Annotated in this window: 20 protein-coding genes; 8 read left to right on the top strand and 12 right to left on the bottom strand. The window is 68.9% G+C overall.

Going from position 1 to position 20,246, the window contains the following annotated elements; all coding sequences use genetic code 11:
- Nucleotides 1–7: 7 nt before the first annotated feature.
- The gene (gene fni / locus A5732_RS05250; protein ID WP_076101185.1) at nt 8–1,054 is read right to left on the bottom strand and encodes a type 2 isopentenyl-diphosphate Delta-isomerase; all 1,047 of its coding nucleotides are present in this window, start codon (nt 1,052–1,054) and stop codon (nt 8–10) included.
- A gap of 146 nt (nt 1,055–1,200) precedes the next feature.
- On the opposite strand from fni, the gene A5732_RS05245 reads away from it, so the two are divergent.
- Genes A5732_RS05245 through A5732_RS05235 form a run of 3 tightly spaced genes read left to right on the top strand, consistent with a single transcriptional unit; the run spans nt 1,201 to nt 5,114 of the window.
- A complete protein-coding gene (locus A5732_RS05245) occupies nt 1,201–3,306 on the top strand; it encodes an MMPL family transporter (RefSeq protein WP_076101182.1) in 2,106 nt (701 codons plus the stop codon).
- Nucleotides 3,303–3,782 (top strand): TspO/MBR family protein, encoded by a 480-nt coding sequence (locus tag A5732_RS05240; RefSeq protein WP_076055283.1) that lies wholly within the window; start codon nt 3,303–3,305, stop codon nt 3,780–3,782. Before A5732_RS05245 ends, A5732_RS05240 begins: the two co-directional genes overlap by 4 nt.
- A 3-nt stretch (nt 3,783–3,785) precedes the next feature.
- Nucleotides 3,786–5,114 carry a cryptochrome/photolyase family protein gene (locus tag A5732_RS05235; protein ID WP_076101180.1) on the top strand — a complete coding sequence of 443 codons (1,329 nt, stop codon included), beginning with the start codon at nt 3,786–3,788 and terminating at the stop codon, nt 5,112–5,114.
- Nucleotides 5,115–5,269: 155 nt separating this feature from the next.
- Here A5732_RS05235 and A5732_RS05230 read toward each other — a convergent pair whose 3' ends face one another.
- Nucleotides 5,270–6,007 (bottom strand): acyltransferase, encoded by a 738-nt coding sequence (locus A5732_RS05230; protein ID WP_064952277.1) that lies wholly within the window; start codon nt 6,005–6,007, stop codon nt 5,270–5,272.
- Nucleotides 6,008–6,143: 136 nt separating this feature from the next.
- On the opposite strand from A5732_RS05230, the gene A5732_RS05225 reads away from it, so the two are divergent.
- Nucleotides 6,144–7,466 (top strand): outer membrane protein assembly factor BamB family protein, encoded by a 1,323-nt coding sequence (locus tag A5732_RS05225; protein WP_076101177.1) that lies wholly within the window; start codon nt 6,144–6,146, stop codon nt 7,464–7,466.
- A gap of 18 nt (nt 7,467–7,484) precedes the next feature.
- Nucleotides 7,485–7,874 carry a DUF6264 family protein gene (locus tag A5732_RS05220; protein WP_076101175.1) on the top strand — a complete coding sequence of 130 codons (390 nt, stop codon included), beginning with the start codon at nt 7,485–7,487 and terminating at the stop codon, nt 7,872–7,874.
- Between the two features lie 22 nt (nt 7,875–7,896).
- On the opposite strand, the gene A5732_RS05215 is transcribed toward A5732_RS05220, so the two are convergent.
- The 8 genes from A5732_RS05215 to ctaD form a co-directional block, all read right to left on the bottom strand.
- Nucleotides 7,897–8,580, bottom strand: a complete 684-nt coding sequence (locus A5732_RS05215; protein ID WP_076101173.1) for an esterase — start codon at nt 8,578–8,580, stop codon at nt 7,897–7,899.
- A gap of 71 nt (nt 8,581–8,651) precedes the next feature.
- Nucleotides 8,652–9,854, bottom strand: coding sequence for a THUMP-like domain-containing protein (locus A5732_RS05210; protein ID WP_216351567.1), 1,203 nt, complete (start codon nt 9,852–9,854; stop codon nt 8,652–8,654).
- Nucleotides 9,851–10,822, bottom strand: coding sequence for a class I SAM-dependent methyltransferase (locus A5732_RS05205; RefSeq protein WP_076101260.1), 972 nt, complete (start codon nt 10,820–10,822; stop codon nt 9,851–9,853). The genes A5732_RS05210 and A5732_RS05205 overlap by 4 nt, the downstream gene beginning before the upstream one ends.
- 10 nt (nt 10,823–10,832) lie before the next feature.
- Nucleotides 10,833–11,597 (bottom strand): enoyl-CoA hydratase, encoded by a 765-nt coding sequence (locus A5732_RS05200; RefSeq protein WP_142254528.1) that lies wholly within the window; start codon nt 11,595–11,597, stop codon nt 10,833–10,835.
- A complete protein-coding gene (locus A5732_RS05195; RefSeq protein WP_076101169.1) occupies nt 11,594–12,427 on the bottom strand; it encodes an NUDIX hydrolase in 834 nt (277 codons plus the stop codon). The genes A5732_RS05200 and A5732_RS05195 overlap by 4 nt, the downstream gene beginning before the upstream one ends.
- A complete protein-coding gene (locus tag A5732_RS05190) occupies nt 12,424–13,266 on the bottom strand; it encodes an ABC transporter ATP-binding protein (RefSeq protein WP_064952272.1) in 843 nt (280 codons plus the stop codon). Before A5732_RS05190 ends, A5732_RS05195 begins: the two co-directional genes overlap by 4 nt.
- Nucleotides 13,267–13,326: 60 nt before the next feature.
- Nucleotides 13,327–14,565: a phosphoserine phosphatase SerB gene (serB, locus tag A5732_RS05185; protein WP_076101166.1), complete on the bottom strand. Its 1,239-nt coding sequence runs from the start codon at nt 14,563–14,565 to the stop codon at nt 13,327–13,329.
- 17 nt (nt 14,566–14,582) lie between these two features.
- Entirely contained in the window at nt 14,583–16,343 is a 1,761-nt protein-coding gene (gene ctaD / locus A5732_RS05180) for an aa3-type cytochrome oxidase subunit I (RefSeq protein WP_139334546.1), read from the bottom strand.
- 235 nt (nt 16,344–16,578) lie between these two features.
- Here ctaD and A5732_RS05170 point away from each other — a divergent pair, with 235 nt between their 5' ends.
- Entirely contained in the window at nt 16,579–17,685 is a 1,107-nt protein-coding gene (locus tag A5732_RS05170; protein ID WP_076101163.1) for an iron-siderophore ABC transporter substrate-binding protein, read from the top strand.
- Nucleotides 17,686–17,804: 119 nt separating this feature from the next.
- Nucleotides 17,805–18,845: an NAD(P)-dependent alcohol dehydrogenase gene (locus A5732_RS05165; protein WP_076101161.1), complete on the top strand. Its 1,041-nt coding sequence runs from the start codon at nt 17,805–17,807 to the stop codon at nt 18,843–18,845.
- Between the two features lie 13 nt (nt 18,846–18,858).
- On the opposite strand, the gene A5732_RS05160 is transcribed toward A5732_RS05165, so the two are convergent.
- On the bottom strand, nt 18,859–19,284 hold the full coding sequence (locus A5732_RS05160) for a DUF3349 domain-containing protein (RefSeq protein ID WP_076101158.1): 426 nt from the start codon (nt 19,282–19,284) through the stop codon (nt 18,859–18,861).
- 186 nt (nt 19,285–19,470) lie between these two features.
- On the opposite strand from A5732_RS05160, the gene A5732_RS27270 reads away from it, so the two are divergent.
- The gene (locus tag A5732_RS27270; RefSeq protein ID WP_171974963.1) at nt 19,471–19,785 is read left to right on the top strand and encodes a hypothetical protein; all 315 of its coding nucleotides are present in this window, start codon (nt 19,471–19,473) and stop codon (nt 19,783–19,785) included.
- Nucleotides 19,786–20,058: 273 nt separating this feature from the next.
- Here A5732_RS27270 and A5732_RS27265 read toward each other — a convergent pair whose 3' ends face one another.
- The gene (locus tag A5732_RS27265) at nt 20,059–20,217 is read right to left on the bottom strand and encodes a hypothetical protein (protein ID WP_170879955.1); all 159 of its coding nucleotides are present in this window, start codon (nt 20,215–20,217) and stop codon (nt 20,059–20,061) included.
- Nucleotides 20,218–20,246: the final 29 nt, after the last annotated feature.

Genomic DNA, 20,246 nt, shown 5'->3' with positions numbered 1-20,246 from the left:
CGCGAGCCTAGGCCACGCCGACGAGGTCGACATCGCGCAGGTCCGCCAGCTTCGCGGCGCCACAGCCGTGCAGGCAGACCCTGAGCTCGTCGATGAACGGCTTCAGCCAATCGACCACGGCCGCAGTCGATTCGATCGCCGCGCGCAGCAGCGGCCGCGCCACCGCCACCACGTCGGCGCCCAGCGCGATCGCCTTGGCCGCATCCATGCCGGTGCGGATGCCGCCGGATGCCACCAACGGGATCGCCGGCAGCACCTCACGCACCTCGACAATCGCGCGGGCGGTGGGGATGCCCCAATCGGCCAGGTGCGGATAGCGCAGTTCGCCGTACCGCACGAATTGCTCGACCCGCGACCACGACGTGCCACCGGCGCCCGCGACGTCGATTCCGGCGACCGGCAATTCGCCGTCTCCCCCAACGAGTTCCGCGGCAGCCGCCCCACCGATCCCGTGCCCGACCTCCTTGAGCAGCACCGGATAGTCGATGCTGTCAGCCGCCTCGCGCAGCCTGCTCAGCGACCCGGAGAAATCGGTGTCACCGTTGTGCTGCATGGCTTCCTGAAGCGGATTGGTATGCACGGCAAGCGCGTCGGCGCCCACCCGGTCGAGGACCTTGGCCAGATCCGGAACGGCGGTCTTCGTCAGTTGCGCCAGGCCGATGTTGCCGAACAGCAATACATCCGGGGCGACGTCGCGCACCGCGAAGCTGTCCGCGGCGCGCTCCCCCAGCGCACTGTCCAGCATGATCCGCTGCGAGCCCAGCATCATGCCCAGACCCAGCTGTTGGGCGGCCGCCGCCAGGTTGCGATTGATCGTCCCGGACAGTTCGGCGCCCCCGGTCATTGCGCCGATCAGTATCGGAGCCCGCAGGTTGGCGCCGAAAAAACCGGTGGACAAGTCGATGTCGCCCAGGTTCGTCTGAGTCAGCGCGTTGTATGGCAATGCGTAGCGTTCCAGCCCGGTGCTGACTCCGTCGTAGCCGACCGGCTCGTTCAGGCAGACGTCGATGTGGCGCCGCTTGCGGGTGGTCATCTCCCCCCGGTCAGCGGTCATCGCAGGTACCCCCTCGCGTCCCGGCACTGCCCCCGCCCCGCGTTCATAATGTCCATAGTGCCCCCTCTTGCGCACCGCCGGAGCTGCCGCGTGGCGATGCGTCATTTCAGTTGATTAATGTTTAACAAACTGAAAGGGTTGTATTCGTGGTGTGGGATTCCCTGGCCGCCGCTGTGACGGGTCGGCGTTCATGGTTGCTCGCGCTGGTCACGGCCCTGGTGGGGGTCGCATTCATGGTTCTCGTCGGCGGCAAAGACGCCGCGGGCCAGTCCCCGCGATCGGTTCCGGTAGCGGCGCAATCCGCGCAGGTCGACGCGCTGGCAAAGCAGTTTCCCGGGGGTGACAAGGCCCCGCTGATCGTGGTGGTCAGCCGCACCGACGGTGGGGTCCTCGGCCCGTCCGATATCGCCGCCGCCCAGGCCGCACTCGATCGCGTGCAGGCCGCGGCGCAGCCCGGCGCGAATCAGAGCGCACCTCCGATGCCCTCGCAAGATTCCAAGGCCGTCCTCGGCGTCGTGCCGATCAGCGCCGACCTCTCCGGGCTCGCCCTGGGCGACGCCGTCGCCACGCTGCGCACGGCCGCGGCCGGCGGCATGCCCTCGGACCTGGAGGTGCACGTGACGGGCGGGCCGGCATTCGGCGCCGACATCGCCAGCGCCTTCACCAACGCCAACGTCACCCTGCTCGCGGTGACGACGGCGGTGGTGGCGCTGCTGCTGATCGCCACCTACCGCTCCCCGGTGCTGTGGCTGGTGCCGCTGCTCGTGGTCGGATTCGCCGATCGGGTGGCCGCCGCGGCCGGCACGGCGGTGGCATCACTGACGGGGCTGAGCTTCGACGGTGCCACCTCCGGGATCACCAGCGTGCTGGTCTTCGGCGCCGGCACCAACTACGCGCTGTTGCTGATCTCCCGATATCGCCAGGAGCTGCGGCGCCAGTCCGCGCACCGCACAGCGCTGCGTCATGCCGTGCGCAGGGCGGGGCCGGCCATCGTCGCCAGCAACGCCACCGTGGTGCTGGCGCTGCTCACCCTGCTGTTCGCGTCCACCCCGAGCACCCGCAGCCTGGGCGCCCTGTCCGCGTGCGGCCTTGTGGTTGCCGCGATTTCGGTGTTGGTGATCCTGCCCCCGCTGCTGGCCGTGTGCGGCCGGAGATTGTTCTGGCCGTTCATCCCGCACGCCGGGGACGACGAAACCCTGGACTCCGGTGGCTGGCATCGCGTCGCCGACTGGGTGGGCGGGCGCCCCGCACTGGTCGCCGCGGTCGCGATCGCCGTGCTGGCGGCCCTGGGCGCCGGCCTGTTCGGAATTCGGATCGGTTTGTCGCAGACCGAGCAGTTCCGGGTCCGTGCGGACTCGGTAACCGGTTACACCGTTGTGGCCGAACACTTTCCGGCCGGCCTGGCCAACCCGACGCTGGTCGTCACCCCCACCGATCATGCCGCACCCGTACAGCGGGCGATCACGTCCACCCCCGGCGTCGTCTCGGCGACCGAGTCCGGCCGGTCGGGATCGGGGCTGACGAAGTGGTCGATCGTGATCGACGCGCCGCCGTCGTCACAGCGGGCATTCGACATCGTTGCCGCGCTGCGGGATTCGACACGGGCCGCCGACCCGCACGCGCTGGTGGGCGGCGCCGACGCACAGGCCCTGGACATTCGCGACGCGGCCACCCATGACCGGGTGCTGCTGATCCCGGCGATCCTGGCCGTCATCCTGATCGTCCTCTACATGCTGCTGCGGTCGGCGCTCGCGCCACCGACGCTGCTGGCCGCGACGATCCTGGGCGCGCTGGCCGCGCTGGGCATGGGCGGCTGGGCGAGCCTGCACGTCTTCGGCTTTCCGGCGCTGGACAACACCACCCCGCTGTTCGCCTTTCTGTTCCTTGCGGCCCTCGGCGTGGACTACACGATCTTCTTGGTCACCCGGGCCCGCGAGGAAGCCGCGCAGCACGGTGCCCGCGGTGGGATGGTGCGTGCTGTGTCGGCCACCGGGGGCGTGATCACCAGCGCGGGAATCGTTTTGGCCGCCGTGTTCTGCGTGCTCGGAGTGTTGCCGCTGATCGTCCTGACCCAGCTGGGGATCATCGTCGGCCTGGGCATCCTGCTCGACACCTTCGTGGTGCGCACGCTGGTCATCCCGGCCCTGTTCGCCCTCATCGGTGACCGGATCTGGTGGCCCACCAATCCTGCCCACACCAAAGCCGTTGAGCAACAAGCGGACCGGAAACAACCAGAACGGAGCACACCGTGAACAGGTCGATACCGGCCGCGACCAGCCTGGCCGTCGCCGCAGCCGCCGGCGCCGGAAGCATCGCCAGCAGCAACGCCATTCCCCGGTGGTACTCGCGGCTTCGCAAGCCCTCCTACCAGCCGCCCCGCGCCGCCTTCCCCACCGTGTGGACGACGCTTTACGCCGACATCGCGGGCACGTCGGCAGTGGCCATCGACCGGTTTCGCGCGACCGGGCAACACGACAAGGCACGCAACTACGCCGTGGCGCTGACGGCCAACCTGCTCCTGAATGCCGGATGGAGTTGGCTGTTCTTCGGGTATCACAAACTCGGCGCGAGCGCGGTCGGCGCCGCCGCGCTGACGGCGAGCAGCGCCGATCTGGTCAGGCGCACGGCCCAAGCCACGCCCCGCGGCGGGCTGGCGTTGCTGCCCTACCCGCTGTGGTGTGGCTTCGCGACCGTCCTGTCCACCCACATCTGGCGACTCAACCGCTAGATCATGCCGGCACTATTGTGGTTTCGCCGCGATCTGCGGTTGCGTGACCATCCGGCGCTGGTCGCCGCGGCCGAGAACGACGAGGTGCTCGCCTGCTTCGTGCTCGATCCACGCCTGGAAAAGTCGTCGGGACAACGCCGGCTGCAGTACCTGGGTGACTCGCTGCGGCGGCTGCGCGAGGAACTGGACGGCCGGCTGCTCGTCACCCGCGGGCAGCCCCACACGCAAATCCCGCGCATCGCCAAGGAAATCGATGCGTCGTCGGTGCACATCTCCGAGGACTTCGCACCGTTCGGTAAGCGCCGCGACGAGTTGGTCAGCGCGGCACTGGATTCGGTGCCGCTGGTGGCGACGGGCTCGCCGTATCTGGTCTCACCAGGCCGCGTCACCAAGCCGGACGGCTCGCCCTACCAGGTATTCACCCCGTTCCTGCGTCAGTGGCAAAAGAACGGCTGGCGCGCACCGGCGAAGTCGACCGCGCAGTCCGCACGCTGGCTGGACCCGGCGCAGCTGCGGATCGAGCAATGCGAGATCCCCGATCCCGGGTTGGCCCTCGAGGTGGCAGCAGGCGAGGCGGCGGCGCGCAAGCAGTGGAAGTCGTTCGTCGACAAGGGATTACAGAGCTACGCCGAGGACCGCAACAGGCCGGACCTGACCGGGACCAGCCGCATGTCGGCGCACCTGAAGTTCGGCGCGATTCATCCCCGCACCCTGGTGGCCGACCTGGACTTGCGCAACAGCGGGGCGCAAGCCTTCCTGCGGGAGTTGGCTTTTCGTGACTTCTATGCCGACGTGCTGCACCACTGGCCGGCCAGCGCCTGGCGCAACTGGAACAGCGATTTCGACGGCATTACGACCGACACCGGCGCCGAGGCCAAACGCCGCTTCGAGGCATGGAAAGCCGGCGAGACCGGTTTTCCCTTCGTCGACGCCGGCATGCGTCAGCTGCGCACCACCGGCTTCATGCACAACCGGGTGCGGATGATCGTCGCGTCGTTTTTGGTCAAAGACCTGCACCTGCCGTGGCAATGGGGCGCCCAATGGTTTCTGGACCAGCTGGTGGACGGCGACATGGCGAACAACCAGCACGGCTGGCAGTGGTGTGCGGGCTGCGGTACCGATGCCGCGCCTTACTTCCGGGTGTTCAACCCGATCACGCAGGGCGAGAAGTTCGACCCGTCGGGCGATTACATCCGGCGCTGGATACCCGAACTGCGCTCGGCCGACGACGTGCACCTGCGCAAGGGTGAGCGGCCGCACGGCTACCCGGCGCCCATCGTCGACCACGCCGCCGAGCGCACCGAGGCGCTGCGCCGCTATCAGAGCATCTGATCGCGTTCGCCACTGCGGCGCCGCCGCCGGTAACCGCTGTACGACCTGCTAGCGCCCGCGCTAGCGGATTCGGAAAGCGGTCTATGGTGCGTAGACGTTACTGCTGTGGCACGAGTGGCCATCCCTAGGTCACCGCAGGAACCGCAAGCGGGCGGCTAGCGCGCGGCCTTCTTGCGCTCGATGTCGGCCAGCGCGGCCGCCAGTTCGGCGCGCTGCGCGGCCGAGCTCTCCCAGGCGAGCTGACGGTTCTTGACCACCTTGGCCGGCGCGCCGACCGCGATCGAGTAGTCCGGGATCACCCCGCGGACCACCGCGTGAGACCCCAGCACGCAGCCCCGTCCCACGGACGTGCCCCGCAGCACCGACACCTTGACGCCCACCCAGGTGTCCGGACCGATCCGCACCGGGGACTTGACGATGCCCTGGTCCTTGATCGGCAGGTCGATGTTGTCCATCCGGTGGTCGAAATCGCAGACGTAGCACCAGTCGGCCATCAACACCGAATCGCCGAGCTCGATGTCGAGGTAGGCGTTGATGACGTTGTCGCGACCCAGCACCACCTTGTCGCCGAACCGCAGCGAGCCTTCATGCGCGCGGATGGTGTTCTTGTCGCCGATGTGCACCCAGCGCCCGATCTCGAGCTGCGCCAGCTCAGGCGTCGCATGGATCTCCACGCCCTTGCCGAGGAACACCATGCCGCGGGTGATGATGTGCGGGTTGGCCAGCTTGAACTTCAGCAGCCGCCAATACCGCACCAGGTACCACGGTGTGTATGCGCGGTTGCGCAACACCCATTTCAGCGAGGCCAGCGTGAGGAACTTGGCCTGGCGCGGGTCCCGCAGGTTCGATCCACGCCAACGGCGATGGACCGGTGCACCCCACATGCTCGTCATGGCCGGACAGCCTAACTCGATCAATCGTAAGCCCGCGAACCGCCACGGGTTACCCTCACCTGTACTCGATTGCCGCCCCACGGCCGGGTCCGCCCGCGCGCGGCCCGCCACGCGAAAAGGATTGGGAAAACCGAAGGTGCTTGCCGGACAACTCGTCAGTGGGCTCCGGCGTTCGTCATCGGTCGTGTTGGCGGCGGTGATCGCCATCGGGGCCGGCGCCTGCGGCAACACCGACTCCTGGGTCGACGCGTCGGCCGCGCAGGGCTGGCCGGCGCAGTACGCCGACGCCGCCAACAGCAGCTACACCGCCACCGACGGGGCCACCAAGCTCTCGCTGCAGTGGACCCGGTCGGTCAAGGGAAGCCTGGCCGCCGGACCGGCGCTCAGCGCGCGCGGTTATCTGGCCCTCAACGCCCAAACCTCGGCGGGATGCTCGCTGATGGAATGGGAGAACAACAACAACGGGCGGCAGCGCTGGTGCGTGCGTCTGGCCCAGGGCGGCGGCTTCGGCGGCCCGCTGCTCGACAGATTCGACAACCTCTACGTCGGCCAGCCCGGCGCGCTCCTGTCTTTCCCGGTGACCCAGTGGACGCGGTGGCGTCAACCGGTGATCGGCATGCCCACCACGCCGCGATTCGTCGGACAGGGCGCGCTGCTGGTGGCCACGCACCTGGGGCAGGTGCTGATCTTCGACTCCCATCGCGGCCAGGTGTCGGGGAGCCCGCTCGACCTGGTCGACGGCGTCGACCCCACCGACGCCGCGCGCGGGCTGGCCGACTGCGCGCCGGCCCGCCAGGGCTGCCCCGTCGCGGCCGCACCCGCCTTCTCGGCGGCCACCGGGATGGTGGTGCTCGGTGTCTGGCAACCCGGCGCTCCCGCCGCGGGCCTGGTGGGGCTCAAATACCACCCGGGGCAGGCGCCGCTGCTGACCCGCGAGTGGACCAGCGACGCCGTGGGCGCCGGTGTCATCGCCAGCCCGGTCCTGTCGGCCGACGGGTCGACCGTCTACGTCAACGGCCGCGACCAACGACTGTGGGCACTGCGCGCCGCCGACGCGAAGGTGAAATGGTCGGCGCCGCTGGGTTTCTTGGCGCAGACGCCGCCCGCGGTCACCCCGCAGGGGCTGATCGTGACCGGCGGCGGGCCCGACACGAAGCTGGCGGCGTTCAAGGACGCCGGCGATCACGCCGATCAGGTGTGGCGCCGCGACGACGTTTTTCCTCTGTCGACGTCGAGCCTGGCCGGCCTGGGCGTCGGCTACACGGTGGCCAGCGGGCCCCCGGCGAACGGCGCCCCCGGCATGTCGCTGCTGATCTTCGATCCGGGCAGCGGCCGCACGCTGGGCAGCTACCCGATGCCGGCGGCGACCGGGTATCCGGTCGGGGTATCGGTCGGCACCGATCGCCGGGTGGTAGCCGCCACCAGCGACGGCCAGGTTTACGGTTTTGCCCCGGCCTGACCGGGACATACTCCTGTAGTGCCGATCGATGAAACCGCGGCGCCAGACGCCGCGACCACCAAGACCACCGCAAGCCCGCGCGGCAGCACCGCCGACATCGTGGCGACGTGCGTCCTGCTGGTCATCCACGGCGGCCTCTATGCGGCGAGCTTTGTGCTGCTGGGCCTGCTGGTGATGACGACCGATGCCTGCGGGTCCCGAAAATGCGGAGATCCCGCCTGGATCGACCGGGCCATGAACCTGGGCACGTGGGGCGGCGCCACCCTCCTGGTCATCGACATCGTCGTCGCCGTGTATTTCCTGGTGCGGCGGAGGCGGGCGTTCTTCGTCCCGCTCATCGGTTGCATCGCGCAGGTGGCGCTGGCGCTGGCCGCCGTGGCCATGGAGTTGCAGGCCGGCCCGGTCTGAGCCCTCGCCGCCGACGGCGGGACTAGATCGCCAGCGGCGGGATGGCGTTGCGCGGCACCTGGGCCTGCAACGGCCCGCCGAACGCCGGCAGCATCTCGCCCGGGGCGAAGTAGAAGATCAGCTGGTCGTCGGTGATGGCGAAGTTCTGATAATGCGTCGGGTCATGTCCCGTCGACGGCAGAATCGCTGCGCCCAAAGGGGTTTGGCGTTCCAGATCGCGCTGCACGATCGGGAAGATGGCGTCCAGCGGCGTGGCGCCCGGAGGGAACAGGTTGTCGAACGTGATGGGCTGCTTGGTCCCCAGGTTGTAGTTGAACGCCTTGTACCAGATCGACGAATGCGCTCCCCCGACATCCTGGAAGAACTTGAGCACGACGCTGCGGGTGTTGTGCGGTGGCTGCCCGGCGAAGCGCTGCTCGGTGGTGGCCTCGAGCTGGTAGGGCTGGTCGCGCCCCCCGGAACTCTGCGCGACGGCGACGAAGCCGTCCCGGTTCTGGGTGACGTAGTCGGCAAGCGCCTGCCCGTCCGGATAGTCGGCGGGAAAGGCAATGTTGAGCATGTAGTTGGGGCCGGTGGCGCGCAGGCGGCACATCTGGCCGTCCTCGACGCTGCCGCCCAGGCTGGCGCACGACGGCGGGTCGGCCGCGGCCGGCCAGCCCACCAAGACCGCCGCCGCGAGCAGCGCAGCGGCTACCAGGTAACGCATCGTGGAATTGTCCTCGCAAACTGGCCAGGGCCGGATGACCCGGAGAAGTGACGCCGCCAGCGTACCCGGCGTTATCGGGAGGGTTGGCAAACGAACGCCATCGCCCGGCCGGCGCCGCGCGCACCGATGCGGGCGATGACCACCGACAGCGATCGGCGCCCGCGCAACCGCATCCGTTTGCGCAGCGCGTCCGGGTCCACCCGCACCCCGCGGACCAGGATCTCCAGCGACCCGCAGTCCAGCGCCGACAGGGCCTGGCGAAGCCGGCGTTCGTCGAAGACCAGCTGCTCGAGCACCTCGAACCCGCGGTCGGCCGCGGGCAGCCGATCGCCGGAGAGGTAGGCGATGTCGAGATCGAGCTGCCACAGCCCGTGCCGCGCGCCGTAGTGGCGCACCAGCCCCGCCCGCACCACGGCACCGTCCGGGTCGACGATCCAGCGCCCGACCGGCCGCACTCCGCAGTCGTCCGGGTCGTCGTCGGTGAGCTGCTCACCGCGATCCAGGAGGCTCGCCCGCCGGCACACACCGGGCCGCGCCAGCCCGGCCGACCACAGGCAGGCTTCCCGGACGGAGCCGCGATACGACGTCACCTCGATCTCCCCGTCGAAGCCCAGGTGTCGCACCTCATCGAAACCGATTCCAGGAGCGCACTTTACGACGAAGTCCCGGTCGCGGTAGGTGTCGAGCAGCAAGCCCAGGCCGGGCCGGTAGTCGTCGATGCGCAATCGCCGCCGACCCTCGACGCGCCGGGCCGGGTCCACGATGAGCACGGCGTCGCGGGTGACCGGGCGCAGCGCGTCGGCGCGGCAGATCCAGGCCGACTCGCCCACGTTGTGGCGCGCCATCGCCAGCCGCACCGGATCGATATCGCTGCCCAGCGCGGCGATCCCGCAGGCGCTCAGCGCGGCGAGCTCGGTGCCGATCGAACAGGTCGCGTCGTGCACGACGACGCCGCCGTCGCCGGCCAGCCGCCTGGCCCGGTGCAACGCCACCGGCGCCGCGGTGGCCTGCTGCAGCGCCTCGTCGGTGAAGAGCCAGTGCGACACGCCCAGCTCGCCCAGTTTTTCCACGGCGCGGCGGCGCAACAACACCGTCTCCACCAGCACCGCGGCCCGGTCGCCGAATTGCGCTCGCGCCGCGGCGACATCGGCGACCAGGGTGGCGTCGGTCAGTTCGAGTTCGGCGACCGCTTCCAGCGCCGCGGCACCCGCCTGCGACCGCAGGTAGCCGACGTCGTCCGTGCCGAAGCGGAGCCCTTGAAAAGACGGAGTCAGGAGGGTTTGACCCCGGTCACCATCACGTTGTAGAACCAGCCCTTCGGGACCACGCGGCGCCAGACGTTGGCGTCCACCCAGCTCAGCGTCTTCCAGCCGTTGAAGGCGAATTTCGCCCAGCCCCAACCCAACCGCCCGGGGGGCAGCGACGCCTCGAAGGTGCGCACCGGCCAGCCGAACATCGCGGCGGTGAACTCTTCGCTGACGGTCCGCACCTCGGTGGCTCCGGCGCTGGCCGCCATCCGCTCCAGATCAGCCGGGGTGAAGGTGTGCAGGTCGACGATGGCCTCGAGCGCGGCGGCCCGGGAGGATTCGTCGAGCTCGGCCTGCGGGCGCCGCCAGCTCCCCAGGCCGGGCAGCTTGGTGACGTTGGTGGCGATGCGCCAGGTCAGGGTCGACAGCTCGCGGGCGTAGACGTCGCCGGCGCTGGTCGGCTCGCCGGCGAAGACGAACCGGCCGCCGGGCTTGAGCACCCGGATCACCTCGCGCAGCGACAGCTCCACGTCGGGGATGTGGTGCAGCACCGCGTGCCCGACGACCAGGTCGAAGGTGTTGTCCTCGTACGGGATGCCCTCGGCGTCGGCGACCCGGCCGTCGATGTCGAGGCCCAGCGACTGGCCGTTGCGGGTGGCGACCTTGACCATGCCCGGGGACAGGTCGGTCACCGATCCGCGCCGGGCGACCCCGGACTGGATCAGGTTGAGCAGGAAAAACCCTGTGCCGCAGCCCAATTCGAGCGCCCGGTCGTAGGGCAGCTCGCGCAGCACCTCGTCGGGCACGATGGCGTCGAAGCGGCCGCGGGCGTAGTCGATGCAGCGCTGGTCATAGGAGATCGACCACTTGTCGTCGTACGTCTCGGCTTCCCAGTCGTGGTAGAGCACCTGGGCCAGCTTGCTGTCGTGCCGGGCGGCTTCCACCTGCTCGGCGGTGGCGTGGGGCGTCGGAACGGCGTCGGTCGAACTGGTCATGCAGGGCAGCCTAACGGCCGCCGGGATCCGCCAGATCGCCACCGCCCTGACCAGCGGTGAATACCTCGACGTAGCGGCGGCGTTCGGCGGCGAGCCGCCCGGGAAGGTCCAGATCGAACACGTCGTTGATCCCGGCCTTGGCGGCGGCCAGCGCGTGCCGCGGCCCGTCGAGGAAGCGGCGCGCCCACCCGGCGGCGGCGTCGTACACGTCGTCGGGGGCCACCATGTCGTCGATGAGGCCCAGCGCCAGGGCCTCCTCGGCGTCGAAGAAGCGGCCGCTGAACACCAGCTCCTTGGCCTTGCTCGCGCCGGCCACCCGGGTCAGGCGGGCCATCGCGTCGCCGCCGGGCACCAGGCCGGCCAGGATCTCGGTCGCGCCGAACTTCACGTTGTCGCCGCTGATCCGCCAGTCGGCGGCCAGGGCCAGGGTGAGCCCGGCACCCAGCGCGTAGCCGGTGATCGCGGCGACGGTCGGCTTGGGGATCGCGGCCACGGCGTCGACGGCCTCCTGCCGCACCCGCGCCACACTCTCGGCCTCGGGGCCCCGCAGCGTCCGCAGCTCCGGCATGTCGTCGCCCGCGGAGAAGATCTCGTGGCCGCCGAACAGGATCACCACGGCGACGTCGTCGCGCCGGCCCAATTCCTCGGCCGCGGTGATGACCTCCCGGTAGACCTGGCGGGTCATCGCGTTGGTCGGTGGGCGCGACAGCAGCAACATGGCCAGCCCGGCGTCCTGCGAGCCGTCGCTGACCACGACGCTGACGAACTCGCTCAATGCCGCCACCCCAGGCCGCCCGCTTCCCGCGCCTGGTGGTAGCGGTCGGAATCGAAGAACTCGAACACCCAGTTGTCGCCCTGGATCTCCAGGTGCGGCTGCACCGGCACGATCTGGCGTTCGACGGCCAGCACCTCGGCCACGGTCCGCCCGGCCAACGAATCCAGCTGCGTCCACGTCGGCGGCAGCAGGAAGCAGCGACCGGCCTCGAACTCGTCGATGGCGGCCCGGGGCGCCATCCAGCCGGCGAGGTCGGATTCGGTGTTCTCGCCGTCGGCGCGCTGCCCCTGCGGCCGCGCGCCCACGAAGAAATAGGTGTCGTAGCGGCGGGTGCGCTCGGCCTCCGGGGTGACCCAGTTGGCCCACGGCCGCAGCAGATCGGACCGCAGCACCAGGTTTTCCTGGCGCAGGAAGTCGGCGAAGGACAGCGACCGTTCGGCCAGCGCCCGGCGGGCCTCGCCGTACACCGAGGCGTCGCCGACGATACTGTTCGGCGCCGAAACGGCCTGGTCCACCGGCCCGGCGAACAGCACCCCCGACTCCTCGAACGTCTCGCGGGCGGCGGCGCACACCAGCGCCTCGGCCAGGTCGGGTTCGATGCCGAACCGCTGCGCCCACCACTGCGGCGGCGGGCCGGCCCACGCGATGTCGGCGTTGCGGTCGCGGTCGTCGACACCGCCGCCGGGGAAGACCACAGTGCCCGCGGCGAACTCCATTTGGGCGTGCCTGCGCATCAGGAAGACCGCGATGCCGCCCGGGTCGTCGCGGACCAGCATCACGGTGGCGGCCGGCCGTGCGACCAGCGGGGGTGGTTCGTCGGGTGACGTCATAACGGCCTCCGGTGGGCTGCGCGGGTGCGGACACGCCGCGCGAAATAACGCCCGTCGACGACGTCGAGGGCGATCGCTTGGCCGAACGCGGTGGAAAGGTTCTCGGCGGTCAGCACGTCGGTCAGCAATCCCGCGGCGACCACCTCGGCCTCCGAGAGCAGCATGCAGTGGCTGAACCCGGGCGGAATCTCCTCGACGTGGTGGGTGACCAGCACCAGGGCCGGTGCGTCGGGGTCGGCGGCCAGGTCGGCCAGCCGGGCGACCAGTTCCTCGCGGCCGCCCAGATCCAGGCCGGCGGCGGGCTCGTCGAGCAGCAGCAGCTCGGGGTCGGTCATCAGCGCGCGAGCGATCAGCACCCGCTTGCGCTCGCCCTCGGACAGCGTGCCGTAGGTGCGGTCCGCGAGGTGCTCGGCGCCCAGGCTCTCCAGCATGTCGATGGCGCGTTGGTAGTCGACGTCCTCGTAGCGCTCCCGCCACCGGCCCAGCACCGCGTAGCCGGCCGAGACGACGAGATCGCGCACCACCTCGTCGGTGGGAATCCGCTGCGCCAACACCGAGGAGCTGAGCCCGATCCGGGACCGCAACTCGGTCACGTCGACGCGTCCCAGCCGCTCGCCGAGCACGAAAGCCACACCGGACGAGGGATGTTCGGACGCCGCGGCGATCCGCAGCAGCGAGGTCTTGCCCGCGCCGTTGGGCCCGACGATCACCCAGCGTTCGTCGAGTTCGACCGCCCAATCCACTGGCCCTACCAAAACGTTGCCGCCGCGCCGCAGCGACACCTGCCTGAAGTCGAGCAGCAGATCGGGGTCGGCTGACTCGCTTCCGTTATCGGGCACCCGACCATCGTGCCGTACCGCGGCGCTCGAATCCCTGCCGGGTCGCCACGCCCGGCGGGGCTACGGGTTGGGCGGGATCTCGACCCGGCGGACCTCGCCGTCGACCGCGTCGGCGGCCTCGATTTCGCCGCGGGTCACACCCAACAGAAACAGCACGGTGTCCAGGTAGGGGTGGCTCAGCGACGCGTCGGCGACCTCGCGCAGCGCCGGCTTGGCGTTAAACGCGATTCCCAGTCCGGCCGCGGCCAGCATGTCGATGTCGTTGGCGCCGTCGCCCACGGCGACGGTCTGCGCCATCGGCACCCCGACCTGGTTCGCGAATTCCCTTAGCGCCGTGGCCTTTCCGGCCCGGTCGACGATGGGACCGATGACCCGCCCGGTGAGCGTGCCGTCGACGATCTCCAGCTCGTTGGCCGCGACGTAGTCCAGCATCAACTCCTCGGCCAACGGCTCGATGATCCGGCGGAAGCCCCCGGACACGACGCCGCAGGCGTAACCCAGCCGCCGCAAGGTACGCAGCGTGGTGCGGGCGCCGGGCATCAGTTCGAGCTGCTCGGCGACCTCGTCGATCACGCTGGCGGGCAGGCCCGCCAGCGTGGCCACCCGCTGTTCGAGCGACTGCGCGAAGTCCAGCTCACCGCGCATCGCGGCCTCGGTGATCGCGGCGACCTTGCCCTCGGCACCGGCCCGGGCCGCCAGCATCTCGATGACCTCGCCCTGCACCAGCGTCGAGTCGACGTCGAACACGATGAGCCGCTTGGCCCGTCGTTCCAGGCTGTAGTCCTCGACCGCGACGTCGACCTGTTCCTCGCTGGACACCCGGTTCAGGGCCGTCCGCAACGCGCCGTCCGCGCCCGGCGGCACCGACACGCGCAGCTCCAGGCCGATCACCGGATAGTCGGAGACGCCGCGGATCAGGTCGATATTGACGCCCAGGGCCGCCACCTCGCGGGCCACCGCGCCGAACGCGCCGGCGGTGATGGGCCGGCCCAGCACGAAAATGGTGTGGGTCGAGGGCTCCCGCATGATCGGCACGTCGTCGCTGCGCTCGATGCTGACATCGAGACCCACCTTGTGGATGGCCGATTCGACGTCGTCGCGCAACTGCGCGCTGTCGGCGACCTCGGCCGGGCAGCAGACCAGCACGCCCAGCGTCAGGCGGTGCCGGATCACCACCTGTTCGACGTTGAGCAGCTCAACCCCGTGCCGCGACAGCGCCTCGAACAGGGTCGCCGTCACGCCCGGTTGATCCACGCCGGTGACAGTGATCAGCACCGACACCTTGGGTGGTGGATTCACGCCCGACAGCCGTCGCGTTATTGCTCAGCAGTCGAGCGATCGGGTTCGGTTCGCGGACCGAAGCCCTTCGGTGACTCGAGAGCCGTGGCGTGGCGGCCGATGTGCGCCTCGGCGCGGAGCCGCTCCACCATGTGCGGGTAGTGCAGCTCGAATGCCGGGCGCTCCGAACGGATTCGGGGCAGCTCGGTGAAGTTGTGCCGCGGCGGCGGGCAGCTGGTCGCCCACTCCAGGGAGTTGCCGTAGCCCCACGGGTCATCGACCGTGACGACCTCGCCGTAACGCCAGCTCTTGAAGACGTTCCAGACGAACGGGAACATCGACGCGCCCAGGATGAAGGCTCCCACCGTCGAGGCGACGTTGTAAGGCTGGAAGCCGTCGCTGGGCAGGTAGTCCGCGTAGCGGCGCGGCATGCCCAGGTCGCCCAGCCAGTGCTGCACCAGGAAGGTGGTGTGGAACCCGATGAACGTCAGCCAGAAGTGCAGCTTGCCCAGCCGCTCGTCGAGCAGCCGGCCGGTCATCTTCGGGAACCAGAAGTACACCCCGCCGAAGGTGGCGAACACGATGGTGCCGAACAGCACGTAGTGGAAGTGCGCGACCACGAAGTAGGTGTCGGTGACGTGGAAGTCCAGCGGCGGGCTGGCCAACATCACGCCGGTCAGACCGCCCAGCAGGAAGGTGATCAGGAAGCCGACGCAGAACAGCATCGGCGTCTCAAAGGTGATCTGCCCCTTCCACATCGTGCCGATCCAGTTGAAGAACTTGATCCCGGTCGGCACCGCGATCAGATAGGTCATGAACGAAAAGAAGGGCAGCAGAACGGCTCCGGTGGCGAACATGTGGTGCGCCCACACCGCGACGGACAGCGCGGCGATCGACAGGGTGGCGTACACCAGCGTGGTGTAACCGAAGACCGGCTTGCGCGAGAACACCGGGATGATCTCGGTGATGATGCCGAAGAACGGCAAGGCGATGATGTACACCTCGGGATGGCCGAAGAACCAGAACAGGTGTTGCCACAACAACACTCCGCCGTTGGCGGCGTCGTAGACATGGGCGCCGAGATGTCGGTCGGCGGCCAGCCCGAACAGCGCCGCGGTCAGGATCGGGAACGCGATCAGGATCAGGATCGAGGTCACCAGGATGTTCCAGGTGAAGATCGGCATCCGGAACATGGTCATGCCGGGCGCGCGCATGCACACCACGGTGGTGATCATGTTGACCGCACCCAGGATGGTGCCCAGACCGGCGACGATCAGGCCGGTGATCCACAGGTCTCCCCCGGCGCCGGGCGAGTGCACGGCGTCAGACAGCGGCGTGTAGGCGGTCCAGCCGAAGTCGGCGGCCCCGCCCGGGACGATGAAGCCGGACGCCGCGATCAGCCCGCCGAACAGGAACAGCCAGTACGAGAAGGCGTTGAGCCGCGGGAAGGCGACGTCGGGGGCGCCGATCTGCAGCGGCAGCACCAGGTTGGCGAAACCGAACACCACCGGGGTGGCGTACAGCAGCAGCATGATCGTGCCGTGCATGGTGAACAGCTGGTTGAACTGCTCGTTCGACAGGAACTGCAGCCCCGGAGCGGCCAGCTCGGTGCGCATCAGCAACGCCATCAGCCCGCCGATGAAGAAGAACCCGAAGCAGGTGACGGTGTACATGATGCCGATCATCTTGTGATCGGTCGTGGTGATCAGTTTGTAGACGAGGTTCCCTTTGGGGCCCATGCGGTCCGGGTACGGACGAACGGCCTCGAGTTGTCCCAAGGGGGGCGCTTCGGCTGTCAACAGCTTCTCCAAACATCCAGATCGGACACTGGCCCAAAAATCGGTATTGAGACGAATCTTAGCCGTCGATTCTGGCGCCGTCAGGGCTGGTCCTACAAACTGTCGTAAATGGCTCGCCGGTGCGGCGCGTCCGTCGGCGCGGCGGCGCCGAACTGCCCGAATGGTGGCGACCGGGCTTCACCCGGCTCCGCAGCGCTCGCGATCGCCACGCTGCCCGGATGTTAGCGTCTGACGCGTGTTGTTCGGCGTGATCAGACCCGCCCGGCTGGCCGCGGCGACCGCGGTGACGGCGACGCTCGTCCTGGCATCCAGCGGCTGCGGATCCGACAAGCCCGCCGGCCAGGCGCCAGCCCCTTCCCTGGTCACTCCGACGACCCAGATCGCGGGCGCCGGCGTGCTCGGAAACGACCGCAGGCCCGACGACTCCTGCGCGCGCGACGCCGCCGGGGCCGATGCGGGTTCGGCGAAACGGCAAGTCCACAACGCCGCGGGCGTCAACCCGGACGTCGCGCAGGTGCCCGCCGACCCGCAGCGCATCGTGGTGCTCTCCGGCGACCAGCTCGACACGCTGTGCGCGCTGGGTCTGCAGTCGCGGGTGGTCGGCGCGGCGTTGCCGGACGGGTCCTCGAGCCAGCCCGCCTACCTGGGCGGCGCGGTGCACGGCCTGCCCGGGGTCGGCACCCGCTCGCACCCCGACCTGAAGGCGATCGCGAGCGCCCACCCCGACCTGATCCTGGGGTCGCAGGGGTTGACGCCGACGCTGTATCCGCAGCTGACCGCGATCGCCCCGACGGTGTTCACGGCCGCACCGGGCGCGGTGTGGCAGGACAACCTGCGCGCCGTCGGCGCCGCCACCGGCCGCACGGCCGCGGTGGACGGGTTGATCAGCGGCTTTTCCCAGCGAACGGCCGACATCGGCGCGCGGCATGATGCGTCCCACTATCAGGCATCGGTCGTGCAGCTGACGGCCGGCACGATCCGGGTGTTCGGCGCCAACAACTTCCCGGCCAGCGTGCTGGGTGCGGTCGGGGTGGACCGGCCCGCGTCGCAGCGGTTCACCGACAAGCCGTACATCGAGATCGGCAGCAGCGACGCGGACCTGGCGACGAATCCGGACCTCTCGATCGCGGACGCCGACGTGGTGTACGTGTCCTGCGCCACTCCGGCCGCCGCCGATCGGGCCGCCACGATCCTGGACAGCAACCCGTGGCGCAAGCTGTCCGCCAACCGGGACAACCGGGTCTACATCGTCAACGACGAGATCTGGCAAACCGGCGAGGGCCTGATCGCGGCCCGCGGCATCGTCGACGACCTGCGCCTGGTGAACGCCCCGATCAACTGACGGCGGTCCGGCAAAACCGCGTCCATCGTCATAACGTGATGTTCGCCCCGTCCGATGGCGAAAGAACTTTTACCTTAGCTAAACTTCTTGACGACGCATCGAATCGAAGAGGGATTCTCATGAGCACAGTTTCGGCGTACGCGGCCACCTCGCCGACGGCACCGCTGACCAAGACCACCATCGAGCGGCGCGACCCGGGTCCGCACGACGTGGCGATCGACATCAAGTTCGCCGGAATCTGCCACTCCGACATCCACACCGCCAAAGGCGAATGGGGCACGCCCGATTACCCGCTGGTGGTGGGCCACGAGATCGCCGGCGTCGTGACCGCCGTCGGCTCCGAGGTCACCAAACACAAGGTGGGCGACCACGTCGGCGTCGGCTGCATGGTGAACTCCTGCGGCCAGTGCAACAGCTGTAAGGCCGGCCTCGAGCAGTACTGCAGCCGCGGAACCGTCTTCACCTACAACGCCACCGACAGGGACGGCACGACGACGCAGGGCGGCTACAGCCAGGCGATCGTCGTCGACGAGAACTTCGTCCTGCGCATCCCCGACTCGCTGCCGCTGGACAAGGCGGCGCCGCTGCTGTGCGCGGGCATCACGCTGTTCTCGCCGCTGCGGCACTGGAAGGCCGGCAAGGACACCCGCCTGGCGATCATCGGCCTGGGCGGGCTGGGCCACATGGGCGTCAAGCTCGGCGCGGCGATGGGCGCCGAGGTGACGGTGCTGTCGCAGTCACTGAAGAAGATGGAAGACGGGCTGCGGCTGGGCGCCAAGCACTACTACGCCACCGCCGAGCGCGAAACCTTCAAGAAGCTGCGCAACAGCTTCGACCTGATCCTCAACACCGTCTCGGCGAACCTGAACCTCAACGACTATCTGAGCCTGCTCGACGTCGACGGCACGCTCGTCGAGTTGGGCATTCCCGAGCACCCCATGGAGGTGGGGGCGTTCTCGCTGGCGCTGGCGCGCCGCAGCCTGTCCGGGTCGAACATCGGCGGCATCGCCGAGACCCAGGAGATGCTGGACTTCTGCGCCGAGCACAACGTGACGCCGGAAATCGAGCTCATCGAGCCCGATTACATCAACGAAGCCTACGAGCGCGTGCTGGCCAGCGACGTGCGCTACCGCTTCGTCATCGACATCTCGAAGCTGTAGGGGCGCCAACGCTTTACAGCGCTGCGCCCGGAGCGCTCTTGGATACCGCGCTGCGCGCGGCGATCTCCGCGGCCTCTCCCCACTCGTCGCCGGGGATGACCTCGCTGACGTCGATCCCGGCCAGCGGCCATCCGACTGCGGCAAGGGTGGCGGCCACCCGGATGACGTTCTCCGGCCCGGCGTCGTAGTGCGTCATGTCGGAGATGAAATGGGCGATGTCGTCGCGGTCGATCACGCCATCGGCGATCGCCGGGGATCCGTCCGCGGTGATGTTGCGCACCACCTCGGCGATCTGCTCTTCGGTCAGCGGCGTGCTGCGCAGCAGCGCCAGCAGCGGCACGCGGTCGGGGCCGGGGACGCCCTCGGGGTAGCCGGCGCGCAGCCAGCGCAGCACTGAACGGCAGAAGTTGGTGGTGGCAGAGGCGGCGGTGTTCGTCACCCCAACAGTGTCAGGGCAGCCGTATCAGCCGCGCCAGCGGGCGGTCGCGCCATACCGACAATTCATGCGTCGTTCACGAACCGCTTAGGAGTCCCAGTCCTCGTCCGCGGCGACGATGGCCTCGCCGATCTAGGTGAGGTGCCGCTGGCGGATAATCGAGTCACCCCGCATGAAAGGTAAGCAGTGATGACCGACGCCGCTTCCACCAGCTCAAGAATCCCGACCACCCCGACGTGGACTCGCTGGCTTAATCCAGCTCTCGCCCTCACGGGCATCGCGGTCGGCATCTTCATCATCGTCGCTGGCATCTACCTCGTCTTCTGGCAGCCGAGCGGCTGCAACCACATGACGAAAGCCGGCCCGCCGGCAACCCAGTCGATGGATTGCTGCGCCTCGATGATGAAAGGCATGAAGATGCCAATGGAAAACAAGCCGGGCATGTCGCCGATGCCGGGCATGCCTTCGATGCCGAACACGCCAGCGCCCGCTCCCGGCCGTTGATGCGGCGTTAACGGGAAAACGAGCACTCAGCCGCGGCAAAAGGCGCGGTTTTCAACCGCTTCGACAAGAAGCGACGAGAAATCGACGGCGGATCTGCTGACTGCTCACCATTGCAGCGCCAATAACCCGAATGCATTTCCGCCTCGGATTTATTGGCGGTCGAGTCAATAATTGGATGGCATACACCATCCTGAGAAAGGGGCTTGCGGGAAAGACGTTGCGCGTTTGCCGGTCGATCGTGCTGCTCCAAATAGGCAACATTGATCGGCTGAGCTAGTTAACGCCTTCCGCGCTTTGTGCCTTGGCGCAGTGGATCATCCGCTCACTGAGGTGGATGAGTGGGTCTTCATGCCCGCCAGGCATGGTATAGGCCAACCGGCGCAATTCGACGGCAAACTCGTACAGATGCTGAGTCAGCAACGCGGCGGTCATGAGACGGTGGTGGCCACGTTTGCGGTGTC

Source organism: Mycobacterium colombiense (genome assembly GCF_001953985.1).
Classification (GTDB): Bacteria; Actinomycetota; Actinomycetes; order Mycobacteriales; family Mycobacteriaceae; genus Mycobacterium; species Mycobacterium colombiense_B.
This window is presented reverse-complemented; position numbering and strand designations above follow the sequence as displayed.

Bases quoted from the DNA above. Each gene is read 5' to 3' on its own strand.
- fni (WP_076101185.1), bottom strand. From the start codon at position 1,054: ATGACCGCTGACCGGGGGGAGATGACCACCCGCAAGCGGCGCCACATC.
- A5732_RS05235 (WP_076101180.1), top strand. From the start codon at position 3,786: ATGCCGGCACTATTGTGGTTTCGCCGCGATCTGCGGTTGCGTGACCAT.
- A5732_RS05230 (WP_064952277.1), bottom strand. From the start codon at position 6,007: ATGACGAGCATGTGGGGTGCACCGGTCCATCGCCGTTGGCGTGGATCG.
- A5732_RS05215 (WP_076101173.1), bottom strand. From the start codon at position 8,580: ATGCGTTACCTGGTAGCCGCTGCGCTGCTCGCGGCGGCGGTCTTGGTG.
- A5732_RS05205 (WP_076101260.1), bottom strand. From the start codon at position 10,822: ATGACCAGTTCGACCGACGCCGTTCCGACGCCCCACGCCACCGCCGAG.
- A5732_RS05195 (WP_076101169.1), bottom strand. From the start codon at position 12,427: ATGACGTCACCCGACGAACCACCCCCGCTGGTCGCACGGCCGGCCGCC.
- A5732_RS05165 (WP_076101161.1), top strand. From the start codon at position 17,805: ATGAGCACAGTTTCGGCGTACGCGGCCACCTCGCCGACGGCACCGCTG.
- A5732_RS27270 (WP_171974963.1), top strand. From the start codon at position 19,471: ATGACCGACGCCGCTTCCACCAGCTCAAGAATCCCGACCACCCCGACG.
- A5732_RS27265 (WP_170879955.1), bottom strand. From the start codon at position 20,217: ATGACCGCCGCGTTGCTGACTCAGCATCTGTACGAGTTTGCCGTCGAA.